Annotated in this window: 18 protein-coding genes; 3 read left to right on the top strand and 15 right to left on the bottom strand. The window is 63.2% G+C overall.

The window, feature by feature from the left end; translation table 11 throughout:
* Positions 1-228 precede the first annotated feature (228 nt).
* The 7 genes from GX444_11655 to GX444_11625 form a co-directional block, all read right to left on the bottom strand.
* On the bottom strand, positions 229-1,707 hold the full coding sequence (locus GX444_11655; protein ID NLH49244.1) for a DUF1565 domain-containing protein: 1,479 nt from the start codon (positions 1,705-1,707) through the stop codon (positions 229-231).
* A 31-nt stretch (positions 1,708-1,738) separates the two neighbouring features.
* On the bottom strand, positions 1,739-3,316 hold the full coding sequence (locus GX444_11650; GenBank protein NLH49243.1) for a hypothetical protein: 1,578 nt from the start codon (positions 3,314-3,316) through the stop codon (positions 1,739-1,741).
* A 198-nt stretch (positions 3,317-3,514) separates the two neighbouring features.
* On the bottom strand, positions 3,515-4,948 hold the full coding sequence (gene aspA / locus GX444_11645; protein ID NLH49242.1) for an aspartate ammonia-lyase: 1,434 nt from the start codon (positions 4,946-4,948) through the stop codon (positions 3,515-3,517).
* Between the two features lie 85 nt (positions 4,949-5,033).
* Positions 5,034-6,464 (bottom strand): sugar transferase, encoded by a 1,431-nt coding sequence (locus GX444_11640; GenBank protein ID NLH49241.1) that lies wholly within the window; start codon positions 6,462-6,464, stop codon positions 5,034-5,036.
* A 43-nt stretch (positions 6,465-6,507) separates the two neighbouring features.
* On the bottom strand, positions 6,508-7,332 hold the full coding sequence (locus tag GX444_11635; GenBank protein NLH49240.1) for a class I SAM-dependent methyltransferase: 825 nt from the start codon (positions 7,330-7,332) through the stop codon (positions 6,508-6,510).
* Positions 7,332-8,435 carry a glycosyltransferase family 4 protein gene (locus GX444_11630; protein NLH49239.1) on the bottom strand — a complete coding sequence of 368 codons (1,104 nt, stop codon included), beginning with the start codon at positions 8,433-8,435 and terminating at the stop codon, positions 7,332-7,334. The genes GX444_11635 and GX444_11630 overlap by 1 nt, the downstream gene beginning before the upstream one ends.
* Positions 8,435-9,415 carry a radical SAM protein gene (locus tag GX444_11625; GenBank protein NLH49238.1) on the bottom strand — a complete coding sequence of 327 codons (981 nt, stop codon included), beginning with the start codon at positions 9,413-9,415 and terminating at the stop codon, positions 8,435-8,437. The genes GX444_11630 and GX444_11625 overlap by 1 nt, the downstream gene beginning before the upstream one ends.
* 537 nt (positions 9,416-9,952) lie before the next feature.
* On the opposite strand from GX444_11625, the gene GX444_11620 reads away from it, so the two are divergent.
* Together GX444_11620 and GX444_11615 are read left to right on the top strand one after the other, a co-directional pair.
* Positions 9,953-12,010: a hypothetical protein gene (locus tag GX444_11620; protein NLH49237.1), complete on the top strand. Its 2,058-nt coding sequence runs from the start codon at positions 9,953-9,955 to the stop codon at positions 12,008-12,010.
* 114 nt (positions 12,011-12,124) lie between these two features.
* Positions 12,125-12,949, top strand: a complete 825-nt coding sequence (locus GX444_11615) for an FHA domain-containing protein (protein ID NLH49236.1) — start codon at positions 12,125-12,127, stop codon at positions 12,947-12,949.
* Positions 12,950-12,984: 35 nt separating this feature from the next.
* Here GX444_11615 and selB read toward each other — a convergent pair whose 3' ends face one another.
* The 7 genes from selB to GX444_11580 are packed head-to-tail and all read right to left on the bottom strand — an operon-like array spanning position 12,985 to position 18,721.
* Positions 12,985-14,901: a selenocysteine-specific translation elongation factor gene (selB, locus tag GX444_11610; protein NLH49235.1), complete on the bottom strand. Its 1,917-nt coding sequence runs from the start codon at positions 14,899-14,901 to the stop codon at positions 12,985-12,987.
* Positions 14,898-15,149: a DUF3343 domain-containing protein gene (locus GX444_11605; protein ID NLH49234.1), complete on the bottom strand. Its 252-nt coding sequence runs from the start codon at positions 15,147-15,149 to the stop codon at positions 14,898-14,900. The genes selB and GX444_11605 overlap by 4 nt, the downstream gene beginning before the upstream one ends.
* Positions 15,146-16,306 (bottom strand): aminotransferase class V-fold PLP-dependent enzyme, encoded by a 1,161-nt coding sequence (locus GX444_11600; GenBank protein NLH49233.1) that lies wholly within the window; start codon positions 16,304-16,306, stop codon positions 15,146-15,148. Before GX444_11600 ends, GX444_11605 begins: the two co-directional genes overlap by 4 nt.
* Positions 16,307-16,309: 3 nt before the next feature.
* Entirely contained in the window at positions 16,310-16,900 is a 591-nt protein-coding gene (gene yedF, locus GX444_11595; protein NLH49232.1) for a sulfurtransferase-like selenium metabolism protein YedF, read from the bottom strand.
* The gene (locus GX444_11590; protein ID NLH49231.1) at positions 16,897-17,463 is read right to left on the bottom strand and encodes a hypothetical protein; all 567 of its coding nucleotides are present in this window, start codon (positions 17,461-17,463) and stop codon (positions 16,897-16,899) included. Before GX444_11590 ends, yedF begins: the two co-directional genes overlap by 4 nt.
* Positions 17,448-18,050, bottom strand: a complete 603-nt coding sequence (locus tag GX444_11585; GenBank protein NLH49230.1) for a CoA pyrophosphatase — start codon at positions 18,048-18,050, stop codon at positions 17,448-17,450. The genes GX444_11590 and GX444_11585 overlap by 16 nt, the downstream gene beginning before the upstream one ends.
* A 20-nt stretch (positions 18,051-18,070) precedes the next feature.
* A complete protein-coding gene (locus GX444_11580) occupies positions 18,071-18,721 on the bottom strand; it encodes a hypothetical protein (GenBank protein ID NLH49229.1) in 651 nt (216 codons plus the stop codon).
* Positions 18,722-18,869: 148 nt separating this feature from the next.
* On the opposite strand from GX444_11580, the gene GX444_11575 reads away from it, so the two are divergent.
* Positions 18,870-19,499, top strand: coding sequence for a TetR/AcrR family transcriptional regulator (locus tag GX444_11575; protein ID NLH49228.1), 630 nt, complete (start codon positions 18,870-18,872; stop codon positions 19,497-19,499).
* On the opposite strand, the gene GX444_11570 is transcribed toward GX444_11575, so the two are convergent.
* Entirely contained in the window at positions 19,487-21,505 is a 2,019-nt protein-coding gene (locus GX444_11570) for a TonB-dependent receptor (GenBank protein NLH49227.1), read from the bottom strand. The two genes, GX444_11575 and GX444_11570, sit on opposite strands and share 13 nt — an antisense overlap.
* Positions 21,506-21,526: the final 21 nt, after the last annotated feature.

The raw sequence follows: 21,526 nt of genomic DNA, 5'->3' as shown, positions 1-21,526 counted from the left end.
TGAAGGTCACAAATTAAAATTGGTAATTTCTTCCCATTCGTGTTCATTCGTGGTTCCAATCCTGTCTTCATTTGAAAAAAGAGTGTCGGTGTGCCACGTCTCTATCCCGCGGAACGCGGGAGAAAGGCGTGGTTTTTAACCACGAATGCACACGAATGAATGCGAATAAGACAGAATTGGTGGTGAATTTTCGGTCCATCGGAGGTCGTCAACCGCCGCAAGCGAGGGTCATGGCCCCTTGTATTCATCCATTCCGATGTCCCAACCGGGGCCCCATGGGCGCGGATTGCCGTCGAGGTCGTATCGCACCCACAACTCGTCGTACCAAGGCGTCGGATCGATCCCGGCGTCGCGGCACGGGCTGCCCGCGGTCAGGTGATAGTCGCCACCGCCCACGAATTCCGGCGCGGCCGAAAGATTGTCGTGGGCTTCCCGGCAACCGGTCCACCGGCAGGCGTTGACCCGCTCCGGATTGTCGAAATAGGCCAGGTCCGCTTCGATCAGGTGAAAACCCGCCGGCCCGTGGAAATCGTTACCCACCGCGGTGATGCGGTCGTGTTTGATCCAGGAGCACAAGGCGACCGGCCGGCCGTTTGGTTGCGCGCCCATCGAGAAAATATTGTTGACGAGCACCAATTGGGCTTCCGGATCGATCAGCGATTGGTTGATCACCACGGCGTACGACAAGTATTGCGCGTCGCGAATGACGATGGTGTTGTGCGCCAGCAAGCCGCCGGTATAGGTGGAAAAGCCGTAGGCATACGGCGACGGGGCCGTCGCTAATTGATTGTTGACCAGTACCACCGGCAGTTCCGAACGGTTCTGCACGGCGATCGAAAGCTCGTCGAGCGAAAGCAGGACCGCGCCGCCGCGAATGCGATTGCCCACCAGAGTGACCGCGGCGCCCGCGTCGAGATTGACGCCCACCGGCTGGGCATACGACGCCGGCGCGAACACCTTCCCGGCGCGGATGTCGTTGTCGACGATCAGGACCGCCGCGCTGTCGCCGACCGAGACGCCGTAGGATAAACCGCCGCCGCCGTAGGTCCAGACGGTGCCGGCGGCGATGTCGTTCCAGCGCAGCGTGACCTCATCGCGCCGGATGTCGACGCCGATCGAGGTGTCTTGGGCGAAGCCGCCCTGAACGTGAAAGCCTTCGACGACCAGTTCGCCGCGCGCCGCCGTCCCGCTCGCCGTCACTCCGGCCCGATCCAGCGGGGCTTCGATGTAGGTCGCGTTGGCGGCGAGGTCGCGGGTCCAACCCGCTTCCTCGTAACCGCCGTAGAGCGAAGCCACGGCCTGCACGGCTTCGCGGTAATGCCCGCGCGCCACGAACACCGCCTTGTCCGCCGCGAACGCCAGTTCCATGGCGCGGCCGATGGTGCGCACGGGTTGGGCCATGGTTCCCGGCGCGTCGTCGCCGCCGGTTTGGGCGGCGAAGATGCCGATTTCATCGCTGGGCACGGGCGGTTCGTAACCGTAATCCGGCAGGTCGGTGTCATCGTCGGTCAGGTCGTCATCGCCGAGGTCGTCGTCGGTCCCACCACCATCGTCATCGGCGGCGCTGTCGTCATCGACGCCGGAGGCGTCATCATTATCGTCATCAGCCTGCCCTGAGCTTGTCGAAGGGTCGTCGTCGTCAGTCGAGCAGTCGATCAGGATTGTGCAACAAGCCATGATGAGGAGGCCAAGCCATCGGGTTTTCATTCGCGCCCCTCCTCGATGTTCGATTGTTTCCCTACTCCTCCGGCCGGTATTCGTCCGCGCCGACATCCCAGCCGACGCCCTGGGGCCGTCGCTGGCCGTCGAGGTCACGGCGGATTTCCGGGCCGTCGTACCAGGGCGCGGGATCGACACCCCGATCGATGCAGGGGCTATCGTCCCGGAGGTGAAAATCTTCCCAAGCCGCCAACCGCGGCTGATCGTTCCGGTTGCGCCGCGCTTCCGCGCAGCCGCGCCAATGGCAATCTTCGAGCACCGACAAATCCTCGATGCCCTGGCGACCGCGAAAAATAAAATTGCCGTGGGGCCGGTTCAAATAGAAATTGTTGGCGACGAGGCGGGTGGCGAAAACCCCGTCCGCCAGCAGAATAAAAACCGAGTCCATGTACGCATCGAGAAAAAAGAGATTGTCGACCAGTGACGCCCGGCGGTGAAAGACGGTCGCCGACGCCATGCCGTCGGCGCGCAGCGTCAGCGTGTTTTGAATCAGGACCGCCGGGCCCGCGCTGTCCACCAGCGTCGCCCCGTACGCCGACGCGGCGTAAAAATAGTTGCCCACGGCGGTCAGCGCCACCTCGCCCTTCGTGGATAGAACGACGGTATCGTCGGCCGTTCGGTGGGCGACGGAATTTCGCACCCGAATGTCGTTGCGCACGAACAAGGCGGCGGTCTCCGCGGTATCGCCGCTCAGACTGACGCCAGACGATTTCGCGAAATAGCCGCTGCTGAGCGCGGCGCCGTAATGCACGCGGTTGTCGATGGCAGTCACTTGCGCGCCATCGCCGTCGATCGCGATGCCCCAGGTCCGGGCTTCGCTTAAGCCACGAGCGGCGCCGCCCGTGATCTCGTTGGCAATCAATTGAATGGATTCGATGTCCCGGCCCTGCAGGCCGATCGACCACGCCAGCCCGCCGGCGCTGAGATCCGACGCCGTGCCGCCGACGATCCGGTTGTGCGCCAGAACGGCGTTTCCGCCGGTGACCGCCAGGGCGACCGAGATCGCGGTTTCACCCTGGACCGGATCGAACGTTCGCACATCGGCCCCATGAATTTCGAGGCCCTCGAGGATCACCTCCGGCACTCGGGCTGTCGGCGCAACGGTCACGCCGGTCGGCAGGCGCGGCGCAATGATCGAGCGATAGGCCCGGATGTCGCGCGCCCAGTCCGTCGCGCGGTAACCCCCGAAGAGCGAAACGGCGGTGGTGATCGACTCCGGGTAGGTTCCGGCGGCAATGAAGACGACCTTGTCGACTCGCCGGGCCAGCCGAATCGCGGCGCGGAGGGTCCGCTTGGGCGCGGCCATGGTGCCCGGATTGCGATCGCTTCCCGTTTCGGCCGCGACGAAAACGCCGATCTCGTCCGACGGCGGCGGTGCGTACTCCTCGGCGGTGTCGGGTAGGGTAGCGAAATCCAGGGTGGCGGATTGAGAGTCCCGATCGTCGTCGGCGGCCGCGTCGTCGTCGGACCCGTCGCCGGCGAGATCATCGTCTGCCGCTTGAGCTTGTTCCGGGTTCGCACCGGAGGCGGCGCAGGAACCGAAGGCGAGCAGCCAGCCCAGACAAACGACCAGCCCTAATCTGATCATGAATTTCATTTTTTCCTCGCACCGGCCCTGCCGAAGGGGCGAGGCTCCGACCGCCACCCCCGACGAACGCTGACCAGGCGATAAAATGATATCCCGCGTCTGGCGGATACGAATTTATTATAGCATCATAATTTTCAGTGGCAAGGCGAATTTGCGGCACGGCCGGAAAACGGTCAACCAACAATCAGGGTTTGATTCCGCGTAGCGCTATTTCTTTTTTTCCAGCGGCCGCATCATGTTTTCCGGTTGGAGAAGCTCCTCGACCTGGGCGCGGGTCAAAATGCCTTTTTCCACCACCAGCTCGACGATGCCGCGGCCGGAAGCCAGCGCTTCCTTGGCGATCGCCGCCGATTTTTCATAGCCGATCAGCGGATTGAGCGCGGTCACCAGGCCGATGCTTCGCTCGACGTACCGGCGGCAGACCTCGCGGTTGGCGGTGATGCCGCTCACGCATTTGCGGGCCAGCGTGCGGCAACCGTTGGTCAGCACGTCGAGGCTGCGGTGCAGGTTGTAAAAAATGACCGGTTCCATGACGTTGAGTTCAAGCTGCCCCGCCTCGGCCGCCAGCGAAACGGCGACGTCGTTGCCGATGACCTGGAAGCAGATCTGGTTCACGACCTCCGGAATCACCGGGTTCACCTTGCCGGGCATGATCGACGAGCCCGGCTGCATCGGCGGCAGATTGATTTCGTTGAGACCGGCGCGCGGCCCCGACGAGAGCAGGCGCAGGTCGTTGCAGATCTTCGACAGCTTGACGGCGACCCGCTTGAGTACGCCGCTGAGCTGGACGAAGCACCCGGCGTCCTGGGTGGCCTCGACGAGGTTGACCGAGGTGACGAAGTCGGTCTGCCCGAAGCGGTTGAGGTACTGGCGCACCAGATCGGTGTACCCCGCCGGCGCGTTGAGGCCGGTGCCGATGGCGGTGGCGCCCAGGTTCATTTCGCGCAGCAACTGCTTGGCCTCGTGCAGCCGGCGGATGTCCTCGCCGATCATCACCGCCCAGGCGCCGAATTCCTGCCCGAGGGTCATCGGCACCGCGTCCTGCAACTGGGTGCGGCCCATCTTGATCACGTCGGCGAATTCAACCTCCTTCGCCTCGAAGGCGGTTTTCAGTTCCGCCATGGATGCCGTCAGGTCGTCCAGCCGCGAATACATCGCCAGGCGGATGGAAGTCGGGTAGACGTCGTTGGTCGACTGCGACAGGTTGACGTGGTCGTTCGGGTGGCAGAATTCGTAGCGGCCCTTTTCCTGCCCCAGGTGTTCGAGCGCCAGATTGGCGATCACCTCGTTGGCGTTCATGTTCGTGGAGGTGCCGGCGCCGCCCTGCAACGCGTCGACCGGAAACTGGTCGTGGAACTTGCCGTCCAGCAGATCGTCACAAGCCGCGGAAATCGCCTCGGCGATCGGTCGGGGCAAAAAGCCCAAATCCGCGTTGGCGTGCGCCGCCGCCTTTTTCACCAGGGCCAGCGCGCGGATCAGGTGCGGGAATTGACCGATTTTCACCCCCGTGATGGGGAAATTCTCGATCGCCCGCTGGGTTTGGATGCCGTAATACACCTCCGCCGGAATGTCCGCGCCGCCGAGCGAATCGTGTTCGCGCCGAAAGCCGGCAGCCGCGGGGGAATCGGACCGGGAAGCCATGTCGCTTGCTCCTTTTTCGGTTTATACCGGGGCCAATCAAGCACGAATCGGCGGGCGGCTCAAGAGAGGAAAAAAGGCGGACGGCTCAACTGGCGCCCTTGCCGAGCAGCACCACGGGAATGGTTTTGAGCAGAATGATGATGTCGAGTTTGAGCGACCAGTTGTCGATGTACTTCAGATCGAGTTCCATCCATTCGCTGAAATCGATCTGGTTGCGCCCGCCGATCTGCCAGAAGCAGGTCAGGCCGGGTTTCATCGACAACCGCCGCCGCTGCCAGCGTTCGTACTGCCGCACCTCCTCGGGGATCGGCGGCCGCGGCCCAACCAGGCTCATGTCGCCGAGTAGGACGTTAAACAGTTGGGGCAGTTCGTCGAGGCTGTACCGGCGCAACCAGCGGCCGACGCCGGTGACGCGCGGATCGTGGGCGATCTTGAACACCGGCCCGCTCATCTCGTTGCGGTCGGTCAACTCTTTTTGCAGTGACTCGGCGTTGGGCACCATCGTGCGGAACTTGTACATTTTGAAGACGCGCCCGTTCAGACCGCTGCGCCGCTGGTGGAAAAACACCGGCCCGCGGTCGCCCAGCTTGATCGCCAGCGCGATGCCCAGCAACAACGGACTGATCAACACGATCAGCAGCGCTGACAGGAAGCGGTCCATCACCGCCTTGGCCATCAGTTGGCCGACCTGGCTGGGCGTTGTGGAGAAGGTCAGCAGCGGCAGTTCGCCGAGCGAACGCAGCGAGGTGCGCGCCAAGTTGGGCCGGAACCAGTCGGCCAGCACCGAAAAGCGCACGCCGACTTCCTCGCAGGCGAACACCAGGTCGTCGATGTCGAAACGCTCTTCGATGGAGGCCGCGAAAAACACCTCGTCGATGCTTTGGCGCAGCAACACGTCGCGCAGTTCGCGCATCTTGCCGAGCACCGGAATCCGGCCCAGATCCAGGCCCGGAAAACCGTTTTCGGTCAGCACGCCGACGATGCGATACCCCAGGTCCGGGCTGGACGACAACCGCTGGATGAGGTTCGTGGCCCGCGCGCCGGTGCCGAGCACCAGGGCGTTGATTTGGTCGTAGCCGTGCTCGTGCAGCTTGCCGATCACCGATTTGAGCAGCACCCGCAGGTTGAGCAGAATGATGAACTTGACCAGCGTGTGCGTGCCCAGCAGCAAACGGGACACGTCCTGCACCCGCAGCAGAAACAGGACGAAGATCAGCAGGAAGAATCCGCTGCCCAGCGCCTTGGCCAGATTGAGCAAAATATCGAAGTAACTCAGGGTCCGGCCGAAGGTGTAAAAACCGAAGAAATAGAGCAGCGACAGCGTCAGGGCAAGGTCGATCATCAACCACCAGCCGTAATATCCCAATTCGTACAACTGGCGCGCCTGATAAGGCCCCGGCAGGTATTGTTTCAGGGAATCGACGATCAGGTAGGCGAGAAAAAACGAAACGAGGATCCCGGCGGCGTCCGTCACCACCGAAAAAGCCGTCATTCCGGATATGCGTTCCCGCTGCATGGACAAACTTCCAGCGAGATCCTCCCGGCCCGACGGCTAAAGCTTAGCGCTCCCGCGCCACCGTGGCAACGGCCAGCAGAATATCGCCCAGGTTCAAGCTGATCTGTTTTTCAGTCCACCGGCGACGGGCGAGCAAACCCGCCAGCGCCCGGCCGGCTTTGAGGTTGTAATACCGCTCTACGCGGTCGGCAAGCAACCCCAAACTGAGGATTTTGCTCACCGGGCGCATTTCACGGACGGCGAATCCGGCTTCGGCCAGGCAGCGGTGCAGCGTGGGCGGTTCGAAAAATTGGTGGTGATCGGCGATGAACTGCCGCCAGCGACGACCGAGGAGCGGCCGCGACCAGGCGGCGAAATTCGGCACCTCGACCAGCAAGGCGCCGTTCGGTTGCAGGTGCCGGCGGGCCAGCGACAGGGCTTGGCGCGGGTTTTCAAAATGTTCGAGGCTGTGGATGAAGGTGATCGCGTCGAACGGCGCGGCGAATTCCGCCCGCTCGAACGGCGCGGCGACGATCGTCAACCCACGTTCCCGCGCCAGTGCGGCGCCGCGTGCGCTGGGCTCGACGCCTGTGCCGGCAAATCCCAATTGTTGCGCCGCGAGCAGAAAACCGCCGTCGTAACAGCCGACATCGAGCAGCCGCCCGCCGGCCACGCCCCCATACCGCCGCAGCAGTCCCAGGCGGTGACGGGCGTTTTCCAGGTAAACCGCCGGCTCGTCGGTGCGCGCCGGTGGGCCGCCGGCGACGCGTTCGCCGCGCGGATCGGCGTAAACGAAACCGCAGGCCGTGCAGCGATGGACGTCGCCGCTCCGGGTGCCGCGGTAGTACGTGACGCGATGCGCCGCCTGACAAAGCGGACAAGTGGCCATCACCGATCCTCCAGCGCCAACCGGTATTGCTCCTCGACCCGCGCCGCGATCTGTTCCCAGCCGTACCTTTCCAACACGAATGCCTGCGCCCGCGCCGCCGTTTCGCGCGCCGCCGGGTCGCGCAGCAGTTCGGCCAGCCGCGCCGCCAGGTCGGCCGGATCGCCGGGCGCGAAATACCGGCCGCGCTCGCCGTCGGGACCGCCGATTTCGCGGCAAGGCCCGATGCCGCTGGCCAGCGTCGGCAAAGCGTAACTCCAGGCCTCGAGCAGCGCCACCGGCATTCCTTCGTGATCGGACGGCAAAACGAAGGCGGCGGCGTTGCTGTACAGCTCCGCCAGCGCCTCGCCTTCCTGGTAGCCCACGAAAAGCACCCGCGCGTCGGCTTCTGACCGCAAATCACGGAGGTAATAGTCGGTGTGGCTGGTGCCGCCCGCGATGATCAGCCGCCGATCGCCGGGCAACGCGCGAAAGCCGCGAATCAGGTGATGGACGCCCTTCTCCGGGCTGACGCGTCCCGCGTACAACACGTAATCGCCGCCGTGCAAACCCCACTGTTCGCCGATCAGGCGGGGCGCCCGCGGCTGCGGCCGGCCGACGCCGTTGGGGATCTGCACCACCTTGTTCCCGCGGACGGCGTGACCGGCGGCGATGCTTTCGCTGACGCAGATCACCCGCCGCGCCGCGCGAACGGCTACTTGCTCGCCCTGCCGCAACGCCCATTTCGCCAGGCGGTTCCACTTGTCGCGCCGGTAGTCGAGGCTGTGGATCGTCAACACCACCGGACGGCCCAGCAGCCGCGTAATCGGCGCGAACGCCCCCGGGCCGATGCCGTGAAAGTGAACGATGTCGAACGCCGACAAGCCGGCATGCCAGGCGCCGAGAAACGTGTGCACGGTCGCATCGAGGTGTTTCGTGTGGATCGTCGGCAGCAGGCGGGTCCGGACGCCGCGCACTTCGATTTCGCGCGGGGTGTAAAACGGCCGCACGTAGGCCGTCACCTCGTGGCCGCGCGCCGCCAGCGCCGCGCCGAGTTCCTCGACGTGACGTTCCACGCCGCCATACGTGCCCGGCAGACCCTTGAGGCCGAGCATGGCGACGCGCATCAATACCACCCTACCAAGGCTTTGACCCGGTCGACCGACACGCGCGCCGCGGTCCACCACAGGTCGCGGCGCATCGTCGGCGCGACAGTGCAAGTCATCCAGCAATTGGCCCGACAGGCGGTGACGCGTTCGAGCTGGGCGGCGCCTTGCGCGCGCAGGCGGTCGTAGCCTTCCTCGATTTTACCCAGCGGCCAGTCGCGCAGGTGGCACGGAAAGACCGTGCCGTAGGGATCGAGGTAAAAGAACGCGGTGCCCGCTTCGCACTGGATCGGCCGCGCCGCCCCGCGCACCAGGTCGCGCAGGCCGCCGGTGAAATAGGCGCGGAACCAGTTCTTCGGTTTCCAGGAGCGCAGTTGCCGGCGGCGCAGTTCCTCGTAGGCGGCGCCGGCTTTCTCGCGGTCGGGTTCCTGGGCGTCGTGTTCGCCGAAAAAAATCGGCGAGCTGTGCACCACGGTCCCGGTGAATTCGTAGCCCAGGGCCATCGCCCGCTCGTACACCGGCAGCATTTCTTCTTCGTTGCCCGCGACCATCGTGAAGCCGATGCCCAGGTCGCGCAGCCCGCCCCGCCGCGCCGCCGCCAGCGTTTCCCAGGCATGCTCGTGGGCGCCCGGAATGCCGCGAATGCGGTCATGCGTCGCGGCCGAACCATCGATGCTGACGCGCAGGCCCAACCGCGGATTGAGCCGATGCAGGTCCGGCGCCAGGCGCGCGATGCGTTCGGTTAAAAGGCCGTTGCTGCTGATTAAAATGCGAGCGCCCGGCAGCCGTTCGGTCATGACCGCGACGATTTTTTCCAGGTCGTCGCGTAAAAAGGGTTCGCCGCCCGACAAGTTGATTTCCCGCAAGCTCGCCGGCAGATGATAGTACACGCTCGGCTCGACCTCAGGCGCGTGCTCCTTGCGCCAGATGTCGCACATGCCGCACCGCGCGTTGCAGCGGTAGGTCACCGCGATGATCGCCTGTGTCGGTCCCGTTTTCATGGCCGGTATCCTACACGAAGAATGACGGGAAAACAGCACCCCTGCCGCCTCCCCCCTTCGGGACGCATTGGGCACTGACCACAAAAACATTATAAATCCCGGTTGTTGACCTCACAGCAGAATGTCATTTACCATGAAGCCAACACTAAGTTGTGCCGATCGCGTCACAAGAGTGCAACCAATTTCATTAAATAAACAAACGGCATGAACTTTTTAAAAAATACATTTAAATATTTATTTCTATTTTTCGCCGCGCTTTCGTTTGTTTTAATTTTCTTTTGGGCACTTATCAATATTTACAACCGTATTTCCAACAGCATTACACCTTGGCGGGAGGGAGATTATCAAAGCGTCGGCATTAATTTGCTGATCTCCCTAGCCGGCCTGTTGATGGCCGCCGTCTACGGTTGGATTTTGGTCGCTTTCTTCCGTTTTCTTTCTCGCCACTGGCTTCAACCACCGGCCGACGTGGAACCGGCGTCTCCCCTCGCACCGGCCATTCGCCCTCCCGGACGTAAACAAAGAATCGGCCTCGGTTTGCTGTCTTTTCTCTATCTCGCCAGTCTCCTGATCCTCTGGCTCAACACCGGTTGGCTCGTTTGTAACCTGAGTCTGGCGCCGGTTTATGAACGGCAATTGCAGTTGCATACCGTCATCGGTTCGTTATTCGCCTTGCTGACGCTTCTCTATTTGTTGTTCGCCTTATGGCGCTTCCACTCCAAATTGCTGACCATTTCCTTTCTGGCCTACCCATTATTAATGATTTGGTCTCTCCTGGCACCGGTCCCCTTGCTCTTGGTTTTTTTCGTCAATATTTCCGTTCTCCCGTTAATCTTGTTTTACCTGGTATTCACCCGCGGTCCCGTACATCGGGATGCCATGCTGACCCGTTGGTGGTGCCTGGCTCATTATTTTCTGCTTCTCGTCGTGATCACCGGGATCTATTCAACCTTAAATCCGGTCGCCCTGCGGTTTGCCTTTTTCTACCGGAAAATTCATTCGCTTTTTGCTTTCGGTCTGTTTTTTTTCGGTGGGTATTACCTGCTGTTGCTGTCTTCCCGGCTCTTTTTTCCGACTCGTTGGCGACACGCTTACTATCTTCCGGCGCTGATCCTTTGCGCCGCCACCGGTTTGGCGTTTTATTCCTTTACCGAAGCCAAACAGCATTTGATTCAAGCCTCGCTTGATCGCCACCAATACGTCACCGAACCGCTGGCAAAAAAAGAAAACCTGATCTTCCGAAATTTACCTCCGGCGACGCTTGAAAAAAGCATCGAATGCAAAAAATGCCATGAAGTGCCCTATCGCCAATGGGTTGTTTCCGTTCACGCTTATGCCGCAAAAAATCTTCCTTTTCAGCGAACGGCGCAGGCTTTGGCGGCAAAGCATGGAACCGAAATTCTGCGTCATTGCGCCGTTTGCCATGATCCGGCGGTATCGTTCAACGAGAATCCAGGTTTGCTGATCGATCCGGAGCATGTCCGTCAAAGCGAAGGGGTCAGTTGCCGCGCCTGTCACCTGATGCGCCGGGCCAACGATAAAAACGGCGAATACGCCGTATCACTGCCGCGGGTTGATCGGCTTTATCAGGATTCCGATCAACGGCAGGCCTATATGCTGCGTAGCGTTCTGGAACATGTGCAGGATTTCGCGCCGCCGATCACCAAGGACGGCAGCGGCTGTTTTCCTTGCCATTCGCTGGAATCGACCAGAAACGGCCATTTGCACATTCCGCTCGACAACGTCAGTTCCTATCGCGCTTCGTCCTTCGCCAAAACCTTTCCATGCCAATCCTGCCACATGCCCCGCTTGGAACGAGATGAGTACCAATACACCTGGCAGGATCACCGGATGTTCGGCATCCATTATCTGCTGCCGAAAACCGCCTTGGAAACCGAAGCGACGCAGCAAGAGCAACTCGTCCTCTTCGCCGACAATCAAAAGCTATGGCTGCGATCCGAGTTGGTGCCGCTGTACCAGCTATCGACCTTTTTGGACGAAACACTGAAAGCCTATCGGGTCAACAATTACGCCCGCACGTTGAATAAAATCCGCGGCCTCGACAATCTAGTCGGCGATAAAAAGGGCCATTTTCTTTTCAATTTGACCACCATGGTCTGGGACCGCTCCGCCCAGCCCTGGCGACTGCGGCTCGGCCTGACCGCAGCCAGTCGCAACGTCGCGCACGATTTTCCCAGTTCCCTTTTCGCCAATATCACCCGATCCTGGCTGGCGTTGGAAATCCGGGACAATCTGGGTCGCGAGATCTGGAAGAGCGGTTCCCCCGACGTGCCGGATCACCAGTTGGGCCGGCTGGAAGTGGACGCGACCGGAAACTGGATCGAGCCGATGGATTCGCTGTCCTATGTAGACATTATCAACCGCAAATGGATTTCGCCGGATCATCCCTATCTGGACGAGTACAATATCGAGATCCCACCGGATGTGGCGTTTCCCCTGCAAGCGACTTATTCATTGTATTACCTACGCTATACGGATCGTTTTATGACCTGGATCACCGATGATCCGGCGAATCGGATCGAGCCGCTGGTGCTGCAACAAACCGTTTTCCCGATTCCGTTCCCTCAACCCTAGTGCGCCGGCGACGAACCGCTCGCCCCGGCCGTTTGACAAACCGGTCCGGTCTTCTAAGTTATCGAAAAGCTAGCGCACCGCGGCGACCGCCGCCGGCAACCGACGAGGCCAGGCATGTTCGAACTGAAAAGCACCGATGGCGAAGGGCAGGTTTTGCTTTTTCCCCTATACAAGTCCCGCTTGACGATCGGCCGCGACCCATCCAACGACATCATTCTGACCGACCCGGACGTGTCGCGCTGGCACGCGCTGCTGATGATCGAAAAAGCCGGCCCGGTCATCCGCGACCAGCAATCCACCAACGGCGTTTTCGTCAACAGCCGGCGCATCCACGATCCCGTGCCGCTCTGCGTCGGCGACTTGCTGATTCTCGGCTCCAACCTGTTCGCCGTCAGCGAAAACGAGCGGGACGACGCGGCGCTGGAGCGCACCATGGCGCTGTCGAAGGACCAGATCGCCGAGTTGTTCGACCCGCGCGGCGCCACGACGGCGCCCCGGGAAACCAGCGAGACGGCCGGTTCGTTCGATCTCACTCTGGCGCGCGGCAAGCACGACTTGTTGGAAAGCGCGTTCGAGAAGAAGCTTCAGGTCGCCCGCTTTCCCCGGCTCGAAACGACCGGCGCGGAACAGATCGAAGGCTGTTACCTGCTGGCGATGCCGGTCTTTCGCCTTGGCCGCGCCGCCGATTGCCACCTGCGGCTGACCGCGCCGGCCGTCAGCGCCCATCACGCGGAAATCCGAAACAACGCCGCCGGTTGCCTGCTCGTCGATCTGAAAAGCGAAAACGGCACCTTCGTCAACGGCCGACGCGTCACCGAACGGCTGCTGCGCGACGGCGACGTCATCGAACTGCCGGAAGCCCGGCTGGTCTATCGCCACCGCGAAGGGTTGCGCGGCCGGTTCAGCAAATTCATCCATGCGGTGTTTAAAAAAGATTGAGCGCCGCGGAAAACGACCGCCGCATCGGCGAAACGCTACTTCATCCGGCGAAGCGTGCGCTTGTCGCCGACGCGTAGGGTCAGGCGCTGGGCGTCGAAATATTCGGCGAGCGGAATGGTCCACTTGCGGCTGATGCCGTATAGCGTCTTCATCCCCTGGGCGTCGATATCACCGTGCGCGGCGAGGTAGGCCGTCAATCGCTCCTGCGCCTCGGCCAGCACCGCCGCGTCGTAAAACAGCGTCGGACCGACGCGCCGGATCCGGCTTTCCCGCGTCAGCACCGCCAGGGCCTGATCGAGCAATTTCGGGTCCGGTTCGGTTTCCTGCAACTCTTTGTAGGTCGGCGCGGCCATCCCCGCCTGGCGGATCGCTTCGTGCAGCCGCGCGACCGATCGTTGCATGGCCTCGTCGGCCGCCGCGTCGTGCGTCGGCGCATGGACGAGATTTCCCTCGATGACCGCCTTCTTTTCCGCGGCCAGGGCGGACAGGGCTTTTTGCACGACTTTCGCCTCGGCGCCCACCCCCGCGCGGCCGAGCAATTCGGCCCGGCTGATGCCGGGCTCGTACGGGTGGTCGCGGTGATGGGCGGCCACCAGTTCCAACAGTTCCGCCTGTAAAGCGGCGAAGACTTCGGCGTCGACGGCGTTTTCGGTGTCGGCGTCGATCCGCACGATCCGGCGGCAGCTGAGCAGTTTCTGGTATTCCTCGCGCAATCCCTTTTCGTGCAGCCCGACCAGTGGCGCCAGGCGCGCCAGCCGCCGGCCGTAACGACCCGCCTGCCGATAGTGCACGGCCAGGCGGTCGGCCAGCGTCCCGGTGCGCAGGATCTGCAGATCGGCCAGCGCCTCCGCATAGGGCGCGCGGTGTTTGTTCGCCTGCGAGTTCAGGATGGTGCCGCCGCCGACCGTCAGCACCGGCGAATACGAGCGCAACACGAAACGGTCGCCCGGCAGGGCGATCAGCGGCTCGGCCAACCGCAGTTGCAACAGCCCCGTTTGGCCGGCTTCCAGCACCTCGAAATTGAGCGGCACCGCGCGGGCCATGACTTCCCGGGTGTAACAATGGACCCGCACGAGGCTGCGGTGCTTGATCGGGCGCGGGGCCTCGGGCAGCAGCTCCGTTTCGACGTCGATGATTTGGGTCGGCGTCAGAACGTCCGGCGTCGCGAGCATGGCGCCACGGGATACTTCCTGCAGTTCGATGCCCTGCAGATTCACGGCCGTGCGCTGCCCCGCGTAAGCGGCCTCGACCGGCTTTTCATGAACCTGCAACCCCCGCACCCGGGCCCGCCGCCCTTCCGGCAGGATCTCCACCTCGTCGCCCACCGCGACCTGCCCGCCGATGCAGGTGCCCGTGACCACCGTGCCGAAACCCTTGATCGTGAACACCCGGTCGATCGGCAGGCGGAAGATGCCGCTGTCGCTGCGTTCGACGACCGCCCGGGCCACGTCGTCGATCGCTTGCCGGATCGCTTCGCGGCCGGCGCCGGTCACGGCGCTGACCGGCACCACGGGCGCCGCCGCCAAGAAAGTGCCGGCCGTCAGCTCGGCCAGCTCGTCTTTCACCAGGGTGAGCATCTCGTCGTCCACCAGATCGGCCTTGGTCAGGGCGATCAGTCCGTGGCGCAGGCCCAGCAGGCGGCAGATGGCGAAGTGCTCGCGGGTTTGCGGCATGACGCCCTCGTCGGCGGCGACGACGAACAGCACGAAGTCGATGCCCGCCGCGCCGGCCACCATGGCGCGCACGAAACGCTCGTGCCCCGGCACGTCCACCACGCCGACGGCGAAACCGGACGGCAGTTCCAGATGGGTGAAGCCCAGTTCGATGGTGATGCCGCGGGCTTTTTCCTCGGGTAGGCGGTCGCAATCCACGCCGGTCAGCATTTTGATCAGGCTGGTTTTGCCGTGATCGATGTGACCGGCGGTGCCCATGACCAGGCGACGGGTGCTCATCGGTCCTCGAGCGGCGAGAACCTCGTGCCATCGACGAGGTAAACGCCCTTCAGCCGGTGGTGCAGTTCGGCCAGCAGAAAAAGAATCTCGTCACGCTGTTCGCAGGAGATCTGCAACGCCACTCCGCAATCGGGATCGACTTGTTTCGGAACCGGAATCAGCCGTACCGCCAGGTTTTTTCCCAGCACGATCTTTTCGGCCTTGAGCACGTCGTGAACGCTGCGGAAGATCAAGGCGCAGACCGTCATGCCAGCGCTCCCAGCAAATCGTGCAGGGCAGCGGCCACTTCGTCGACCGCCGCCGGCGGCGTCAAGGGGCCGGGCGCGAGCCGGAGGGCGCCCATCGCCAGCGTGCCGAGCGTGCGGTGGGCGCGCGGCGCGCAATGCAATCCGGCGCGCGTCGCGATGCCGTAGCGTTCGCTCAGGAGAAACGCCAGGTCGGATGGCGCCACGGCGCCGACCACGCTGACCACCGCCAGCGCGTCACCGTCCGCAGCCAGCACGCGCAGGCCGGGTATCGCCCGCAACCGCTCGCGCAACCGGCCGCGCAGTTCGTCCTCGTGGCGGCGCACCGCCGCCACGGTCCGCCGCGTCACGTAGCGAACCCCCGCCAACAGGCCGGCCGCCCCGAACGTGTTGGGCGTGCCCGCTTCGAGCCGATCGGGCAGAAAATCGGGCATCGTTTCCTTTTCCGATTCCGATCCGGTGCCGCCGTGAACGAGCGGCGCGACGCGCTCGGCGACGCGCGCGGCGAGCAGCAACGCGCCGACGCCCGTCGGACCGAGCAGGCTTTTATGGCCGGTGACGCACAAGGCGTCGATGCCCATGGCTTCCTGGTCGATCGGCCAGCAACCGGCCGTCTGGGCGGCATCGACGATGAACGGAATTTCGCGCGCTCGGCACAACTCGCCCAGGGCCGCCAAATCCTGTATCGCGCCGTTGACGTTGGAACCGTGCAGGGTGACGACCGCGGCGATCGGCTCCGCGGCGAGCGCCCGGCGCAGCGCGTCGGGGGTCAGGCGGCCGTCGGCGTCGCCCGGGATTTCGAGCAACCGGACGCCGCGCGTCGCCGCGAGATGCTGCAAGGGGCGCATGACGGCATTGTGCTCGAGCGCGCCGTGAGCCACGACGGCTCCCGGTTCGATCAGCGAAAACAACGCCAGGTTGAGCGCCTCGGTGGCGTGGCGGGTCAACACAAGACGGTCCGGGTGTCCGCCCAGTAAAGCAGCCAGTTCCTCGCGCAGATTGAACAGCAACCGGCTGCCGGCGACGGCGCGGGCATGGGCGCCCCGCCCCGCCGAGCCGCCTTCCTCGCGCGCGTAGCGATCCAGCGCCGCATACACTTCCGCCGGTTTGGGATAGCTGGTGGCGGCGTTGTCGAAGTACAAATGTCCGTTTTCGGCCATGCCTCAGGGCTCCACGACGTGAGCGGCCTCCATCAGGGCCCCGGCAATGTCGTACATGTTGCCGGCCCGGCCGACCTTCAAACCGGACACCAAGTTGAAGTAATCGAGGCAGGTGCCGCAGCTCACGATTTCGACGCCCGCGGCCGCGAGCTTGCCGCAATACTCGATGACGGCCTCGTCGTGACAGGCCAGTTGCACGCCTTCGTTGATGAAGATGATCTTCTCCGGCAGGACTTCCAAATCGCCGAGCGTTTTAAAAAAGGCGCGGATGAGGATCGTTCCCAACTCGCCGCTGGGCTCGCCGAACGTGCGGCGGCGAACGAGCACCACCGGGCCCTTTTTCAAAACGCCGCCCGCCGCGGTCTGGCCCGCGCCGGCCTCGCCGGTGGCGGTAAGGGTAATTTGCCATTCCTGACCTTGCGCGGATTCGGCAAATTGCAGACCCTTGGCGGCGGCGAATTTCTTGAGGTTGTCGCGCGTCACCGCCGAATCCACGATCAGCAGCACTTGCGGTTCGCGTTCATCGAGCAGGGCCCGTTTGGCGCGGACGATCGGTTCGGGGCAGGCCAGTCCCCTGACATCCAGTTTTTTCATGGTGCAGCGTTCTCCTGCGGCGGGGTTTCCACTTCTTCGGCGACGGTTAAAAAATGTTCGAGCGGAATACGCACCATTTTCGGCACGTGCCCCTCGGCGATCGGCACGATTTTGAGCGGAACGTCGATCAGCGTGTTTTTAAACAACGGCTTTTCGTCGGATTTGTAGGCGTAATTGATCCGCAAGCCGAGTTTCAGCACGAACGAAGCCGGCGCCGCGCGCGGCGCGATCTGAAAGCGGACTTCCAAGGGAAAGCGCGCGACTTTCATCGGAAACAGCGCCTGTTCGAAAACACAGTGGGGTTCGACCGGCGCCATGACCGTCACCGGCGATTCGCCGGTCAGGTAGACGAAGGGCGGATGGTAAACCGTCAGTTCCACAACCACAACATCGCCCGCCACGACGATCGTGGTGCCGCCCGTTTCGGCGTTCGCCTCGGTTTTGTCGGGCAGCAGTTCCTTGGGGCCGAATTCCTCTTCCCCGGAAGCGTTCTTGTCTTTCTGGTGACAAGCGACCGTCGCCAGCAACAAACCAATCAGGCCGATCATCAGTAGCTTTCGCAAGGTTTGGCCTCCCATTGAAAAGCCAGTTGCAGAAACTGCCTCAAAATCCGGGCTGTCGCTCCCCAAATGATGGTCGATCCGACATAGAAGAACGGAACGACGGCGCTTTGCCCGAAATGGGTCATCTCATTTTCCTCATATTTATCGGGACAAAGCAATTGGCTCAGCGGAATAATCAACAGCTCGGCGATTTCCTCCGGATTGGCGGTCAACTTCACGGTAGACGGTAAAACGCCGACGAAGGGCGTAATGATATAACGCGTCGGCGTCCAGGTATCGTCCAGCCGGCCAAGGATTTGAATCGTCTCGGCGGCGACGCCGACTTCCTCGTAGGTTTCCCGCAAAACACACGCCAAGATGCTTTCGCCCGGGTCCTGCCGGCCGCCCGGAAAGCTGATCTGTCCCTTGTGATGCTCCACCTTTTCGGTGCGCCGGGTCAGCAGCACGAAATCCTCGTCGGGACCGCGCAAGATCGGCAACAACACCGCCGAAGGGCGAAAACCGTCGATCGTCGCCATGAACGGCTGGCGGTGCTGCAGCGTCGCTTGAAAATCGGCGATCGAAAACATGGCTTTGGGTTGCGGCATTTTTTCGGCTCGCATCTCCGTCAGGGGGCGGGCGGCGCCGGTCCGGTTTCCGGTACCGCCGGCTCTTCCTCTTCCCCTTCTCCATCCTCGATGATTTCGTCCTGGATATCCTCGCCCTCCTCCTCGACCGCGGGTGGCGGGCCGGTATCCGGGACCACTTTGAACACGAAGCGCATCGCCATGCGCCCGTTGACCTGAATTTCCATCTGGTAATCGCCGAGCGGATCGCCCTCGCTGATCATCCAATTCGACCGCTGGATCCAACCTTCGCGGACCTTCAGCGAATTGGGCACGGTGGCCACCTGGTGATCGGAGCTGACCAGATGCCGGCGTTCCAGCGGGCCCCAGGTCTGCGGGCCGGTGGGCGCGGTCAGCCGCTCGATGATCCGGACGTATTTGCCGTAGGGCTCCTTCAACTTCATCCGCCAGCCGAACAACAGGCCGGGCCGTTGCGGGATGTCGCGCGTCTCCACCCAATTGGAGGTATACGGCTCGGCTTCCCAATACCCGAACAGCAGCGCTTCGACGAACGGCGCCTGCATCGGCTGCTGCGCCGCGGCGTTGGCGTCCGGTTTGGGCACCGTTCCGTCCACTCGCGTCCGCAGGCAAGCCGACGACGACAGCAGCATCGCCAGGCAGAAAATCAAAGTCGTACGCAACCAGCGGCTCATGGCCCACTTTCTCCGTCATGCGGGAAGCGAAAAGAATACCATAGGACCCGGCGGGCACCAATCCGCCGTCGTACCCGTTCCCGGACGGGATTGACGGGACTCCCCACGGGGCGTCAAATGTTTTTCGGGGGAGGTAATCACCGCAGCCATGAGTCCCAAAACACGCGATCCGGACGCGAGGCGCGAGGCTATTTTATCGGCCGCGCACGAGTTGTTTTCCATTCACGGCCTGCGCGGCACACGGCTGGAAGACGTGGCGCGCCGCGCCCGGGTGAGCAAGGGCAGCCTCTACGACCTGGCGCCGAATAAGCTCGAGTTGTTCTTTTTGGTTTGCGAACGCCAGCTCGAAAGCGAATTCGAGCGGATGGAAGCAGCCCTGGCCGCCACCAAAGATCCGATCGATCGCCTGCGGACCCTGCTGCAATCGGTCATGCCGTCGCACCGGCAGGCGCCGGGCGTTTACGCGATGATTTTCGAATTGCAGACCCTGGCCCTGCGCGAAAAAGCGCTGACCGAAAAGGTCGCCGACCTGTATCGCTGGCATTTCTCCCGGTTTCGCCGGCCGGTCATGAAAATCATCACCGAAGGCATCGCCCGGAACCTCTTTCGCGCCGACCTGCAGCCGGCGGACGCCGCGATTACCATGGAAGCGTGGGTGTTCTTCAAGTGGTTCGAGTGGATCACCTTCCCGGAATTGACCGTCGCGGAATTGAAAAAAAGCTCGCGGCAATGGATCGACAACGTCCTGTTGTTGATCTCCCCCGTTCAGAACGAATAATCGAACGTCAGGTAGACCGACCGACCCGGCAGCGGAAAGCCGCGCACGTCGACGACGCGCTCGTCGGCGAGGTTCTTCATTTCCCAGCCGATCCGCGCGTGTTCGTCGGGTGAAACCACCAGGCCCGCGTTCCAGAGCCGGCGCTCCGGCAGCAGCTTGGTGTTCGCCGGGGTGACGTAATTGCCGGCCACGTAATTGAATTCGACGAACGGCGAAAAGATCCCCGCCGTCCCCGTCGCCCGCCCGAACCCCACGTGTCGCGGCCGTCCGGGGAGCTGGCGGCCGCGGCGGTTGGCGCCCGGCGTTTCGTCGATCGCATAGGTCAGGGTGTAGGCGCCGCTGAGCGCCAGGTAGCGCGTCGCCTCGGTCCGGGTCGACAGTTCCAGGCCTTCCAGCCGCGCGCGACCGACGTTGAACGGTTTGTACCGGAAGCCGTCGACCAACTGGTATTCGATCAGGTCCTTCACCTCGCTGCGAAAGTATGCCCCCTCGGCGAAGAAATACGGCAACCACGACAATTGCAGGCCGCCGTCAAAATGCAACGCGCGCTCCGGCGCCAGGTCGGGATTGCCGATCACCAACCCCTGATTGAAATACAGCTCGGAAAAATTGGGCGCGCGAAAACTGCGGCCGATGTTGCCCTTGACGGTCAGCCAGTCCCACGGCGAAAGCGCCAGCCCGCCCTTCGGGCTCCACGCACCGTCCAGGTCGGAAATGCCGTCGTAGCGCACGTTGCCCGTCAGCGTCACCCGCCGCGCCCAGAGGAACGCCTGATCGCCCAGCGCCGCGCCCCACGCGTCGCGGGTCGGGCCGCCGAAATCGCCGCCGGCCAGCGCCGTATGGCGATACACGCCGGTCAGATTCCAAAGCTGGTGTTCGCCCCAGGCGTAGTAGAACGACTGCTCCGCCGCCGGTTCGGTTTCGGTTCGATCCGACGCCAGCGGCACGCCCGTCTGTTCGCCGTAGCCGTCGCGGAATTGCGCTCGTTCGTAGCGCAGGCTCAGTTGGGTCTTGCCGCTGAGGTCGGTCAGCCCCAGGCCGGCCCACGCCGCCGAAACGACCGGCAATTCGCGCAGCAACTTCTGATGGGCGTGCGGCGACGGAAAGGTGACCAGCCCCGGCACGCCCGCGTCGGAGGAATACAATTCGTTTTGCGCCGCCAGATCCACCGCCGCGATCGGCGCATAACCCGCCTGCACCAGCAGGCTGCGCGTTTCCAGTTCGTTGTTGCGCCGCACGTCGGTGAAATCGTCGCTTTCATCCAGGGTCGTGCCGTTGTCGTTTTCGAACCGGTAATCGCCGGCGGTGTGAAAGAAGCTGCCGCCCGCGTAATAACGCCATTGGCCGGCGCCGCCCCCGCGGGAAGCGGCCAGCCGCCAGGTGTCGTACGAACCGGTGGTGAGCGACGCCTGGTTGGCGGTCGCGCCCGCGCCGCGTTTGGTGATGATGTTCACCACGCCGCCGATCGCCCCTTCGCCGTAAAGCGACGACTCGCCGCCCCGCAAGACTTCGATGCGTTCGATCTGTTCCGGTGGAATCGAATTCAAATCGACGCCGCCGCCCGCGGTGCTGTTGAGGCGGATGCCGTCCACCAGCACGACCACCTGATCGGCGCTCGAGCCGCGAATGGACACCGTGGCGTAGGATCCGAGGCCGCCGAAGCTGCGCACGTTGACGCCCGCCGCCTGACGCAGCACTTCCTCGGTGTCGACCAGCCGGCCGGCGTATTGATCCAGGCGAATGACGTCGACGAACGCGGCCGGATCCTCGAGCGATTCGTTGAGCCGCCGCGCGGTCACCGTCACCACGGGCGGTTCGGGCGCCTCGGCGGCCGCCGGCTCCGGTTCGGCGTCATCGGCCGCATGCGGGATCGCCGGAGCGACAAGCAGCGTCAGGCAACCGATCGCCAGGGCGGCGAGGCGGCGAATCAAGGTCAACGCGGAACGCGCGGTCGGCACATCGGGCTCCCGGGTCAGGAAAAACGAATCGGTCGGGCTTGGCGGCATCGTGCCTTCGTCGGCGACCCG

It is taken from the genome of Myxococcales bacterium, from assembly GCA_012517325.1.
Taxonomy (GTDB): Bacteria; Lernaellota; Lernaellaia; order Lernaellales; family Lernaellaceae; genus JAAYVF01.
This window is presented reverse-complemented; position numbering and strand designations above follow the sequence as displayed.

Excerpts from the sequence above, each read along its gene's own strand:
- yedF (NLH49232.1), bottom strand. The coding sequence starts at position 16,900 with ATGAAAAAACTGGATGTCAGGGGACTGGCCTGCCCCGAACCGATCGTC.
- GX444_11630 (NLH49239.1), bottom strand. The coding sequence starts at position 8,435 with ATGCGCGTCGCCATGCTCGGCCTCAAGGGTCTGCCGGGCACGTATGGC.
- GX444_11635 (NLH49240.1), bottom strand. The coding sequence starts at position 7,332 with ATGGCCACTTGTCCGCTTTGTCAGGCGGCGCATCGCGTCACGTACTAC.
- selB (NLH49235.1), bottom strand. The coding sequence starts at position 14,901 with ATGAGCACCCGTCGCCTGGTCATGGGCACCGCCGGTCACATCGATCAC.
- aspA (NLH49242.1), bottom strand. The coding sequence starts at position 4,948 with ATGGCTTCCCGGTCCGATTCCCCCGCGGCTGCCGGCTTTCGGCGCGAA.
- GX444_11585 (NLH49230.1), bottom strand. The coding sequence starts at position 18,050 with ATGCCGCAACCCAAAGCCATGTTTTCGATCGCCGATTTTCAAGCGACG.
- GX444_11640 (NLH49241.1), bottom strand. The coding sequence starts at position 6,464 with ATGCAGCGGGAACGCATATCCGGAATGACGGCTTTTTCGGTGGTGACG.
- GX444_11625 (NLH49238.1), bottom strand. The coding sequence starts at position 9,415 with ATGAAAACGGGACCGACACAGGCGATCATCGCGGTGACCTACCGCTGC.
- GX444_11615 (NLH49236.1), top strand. The coding sequence starts at position 12,125 with ATGTTCGAACTGAAAAGCACCGATGGCGAAGGGCAGGTTTTGCTTTTT.
- GX444_11650 (NLH49243.1), bottom strand. The coding sequence starts at position 3,316 with ATGAAATTCATGATCAGATTAGGGCTGGTCGTTTGTCTGGGCTGGCTG.
- GX444_11600 (NLH49233.1), bottom strand. The coding sequence starts at position 16,306 with ATGGCCGAAAACGGACATTTGTACTTCGACAACGCCGCCACCAGCTAT.
- GX444_11580 (NLH49229.1), bottom strand. The coding sequence starts at position 18,721 with ATGAGCCGCTGGTTGCGTACGACTTTGATTTTCTGCCTGGCGATGCTG.
- GX444_11570 (NLH49227.1), bottom strand. The coding sequence starts at position 21,505 with ATGCCGCCAAGCCCGACCGATTCGTTTTTCCTGACCCGGGAGCCCGAT.
- GX444_11575 (NLH49228.1), top strand. The coding sequence starts at position 18,870 with ATGAGTCCCAAAACACGCGATCCGGACGCGAGGCGCGAGGCTATTTTA.
- GX444_11655 (NLH49244.1), bottom strand. The coding sequence starts at position 1,707 with ATGAAAACCCGATGGCTTGGCCTCCTCATCATGGCTTGTTGCACAATC.
- GX444_11605 (NLH49234.1), bottom strand. The coding sequence starts at position 15,149 with ATGACGGTCTGCGCCTTGATCTTCCGCAGCGTTCACGACGTGCTCAAG.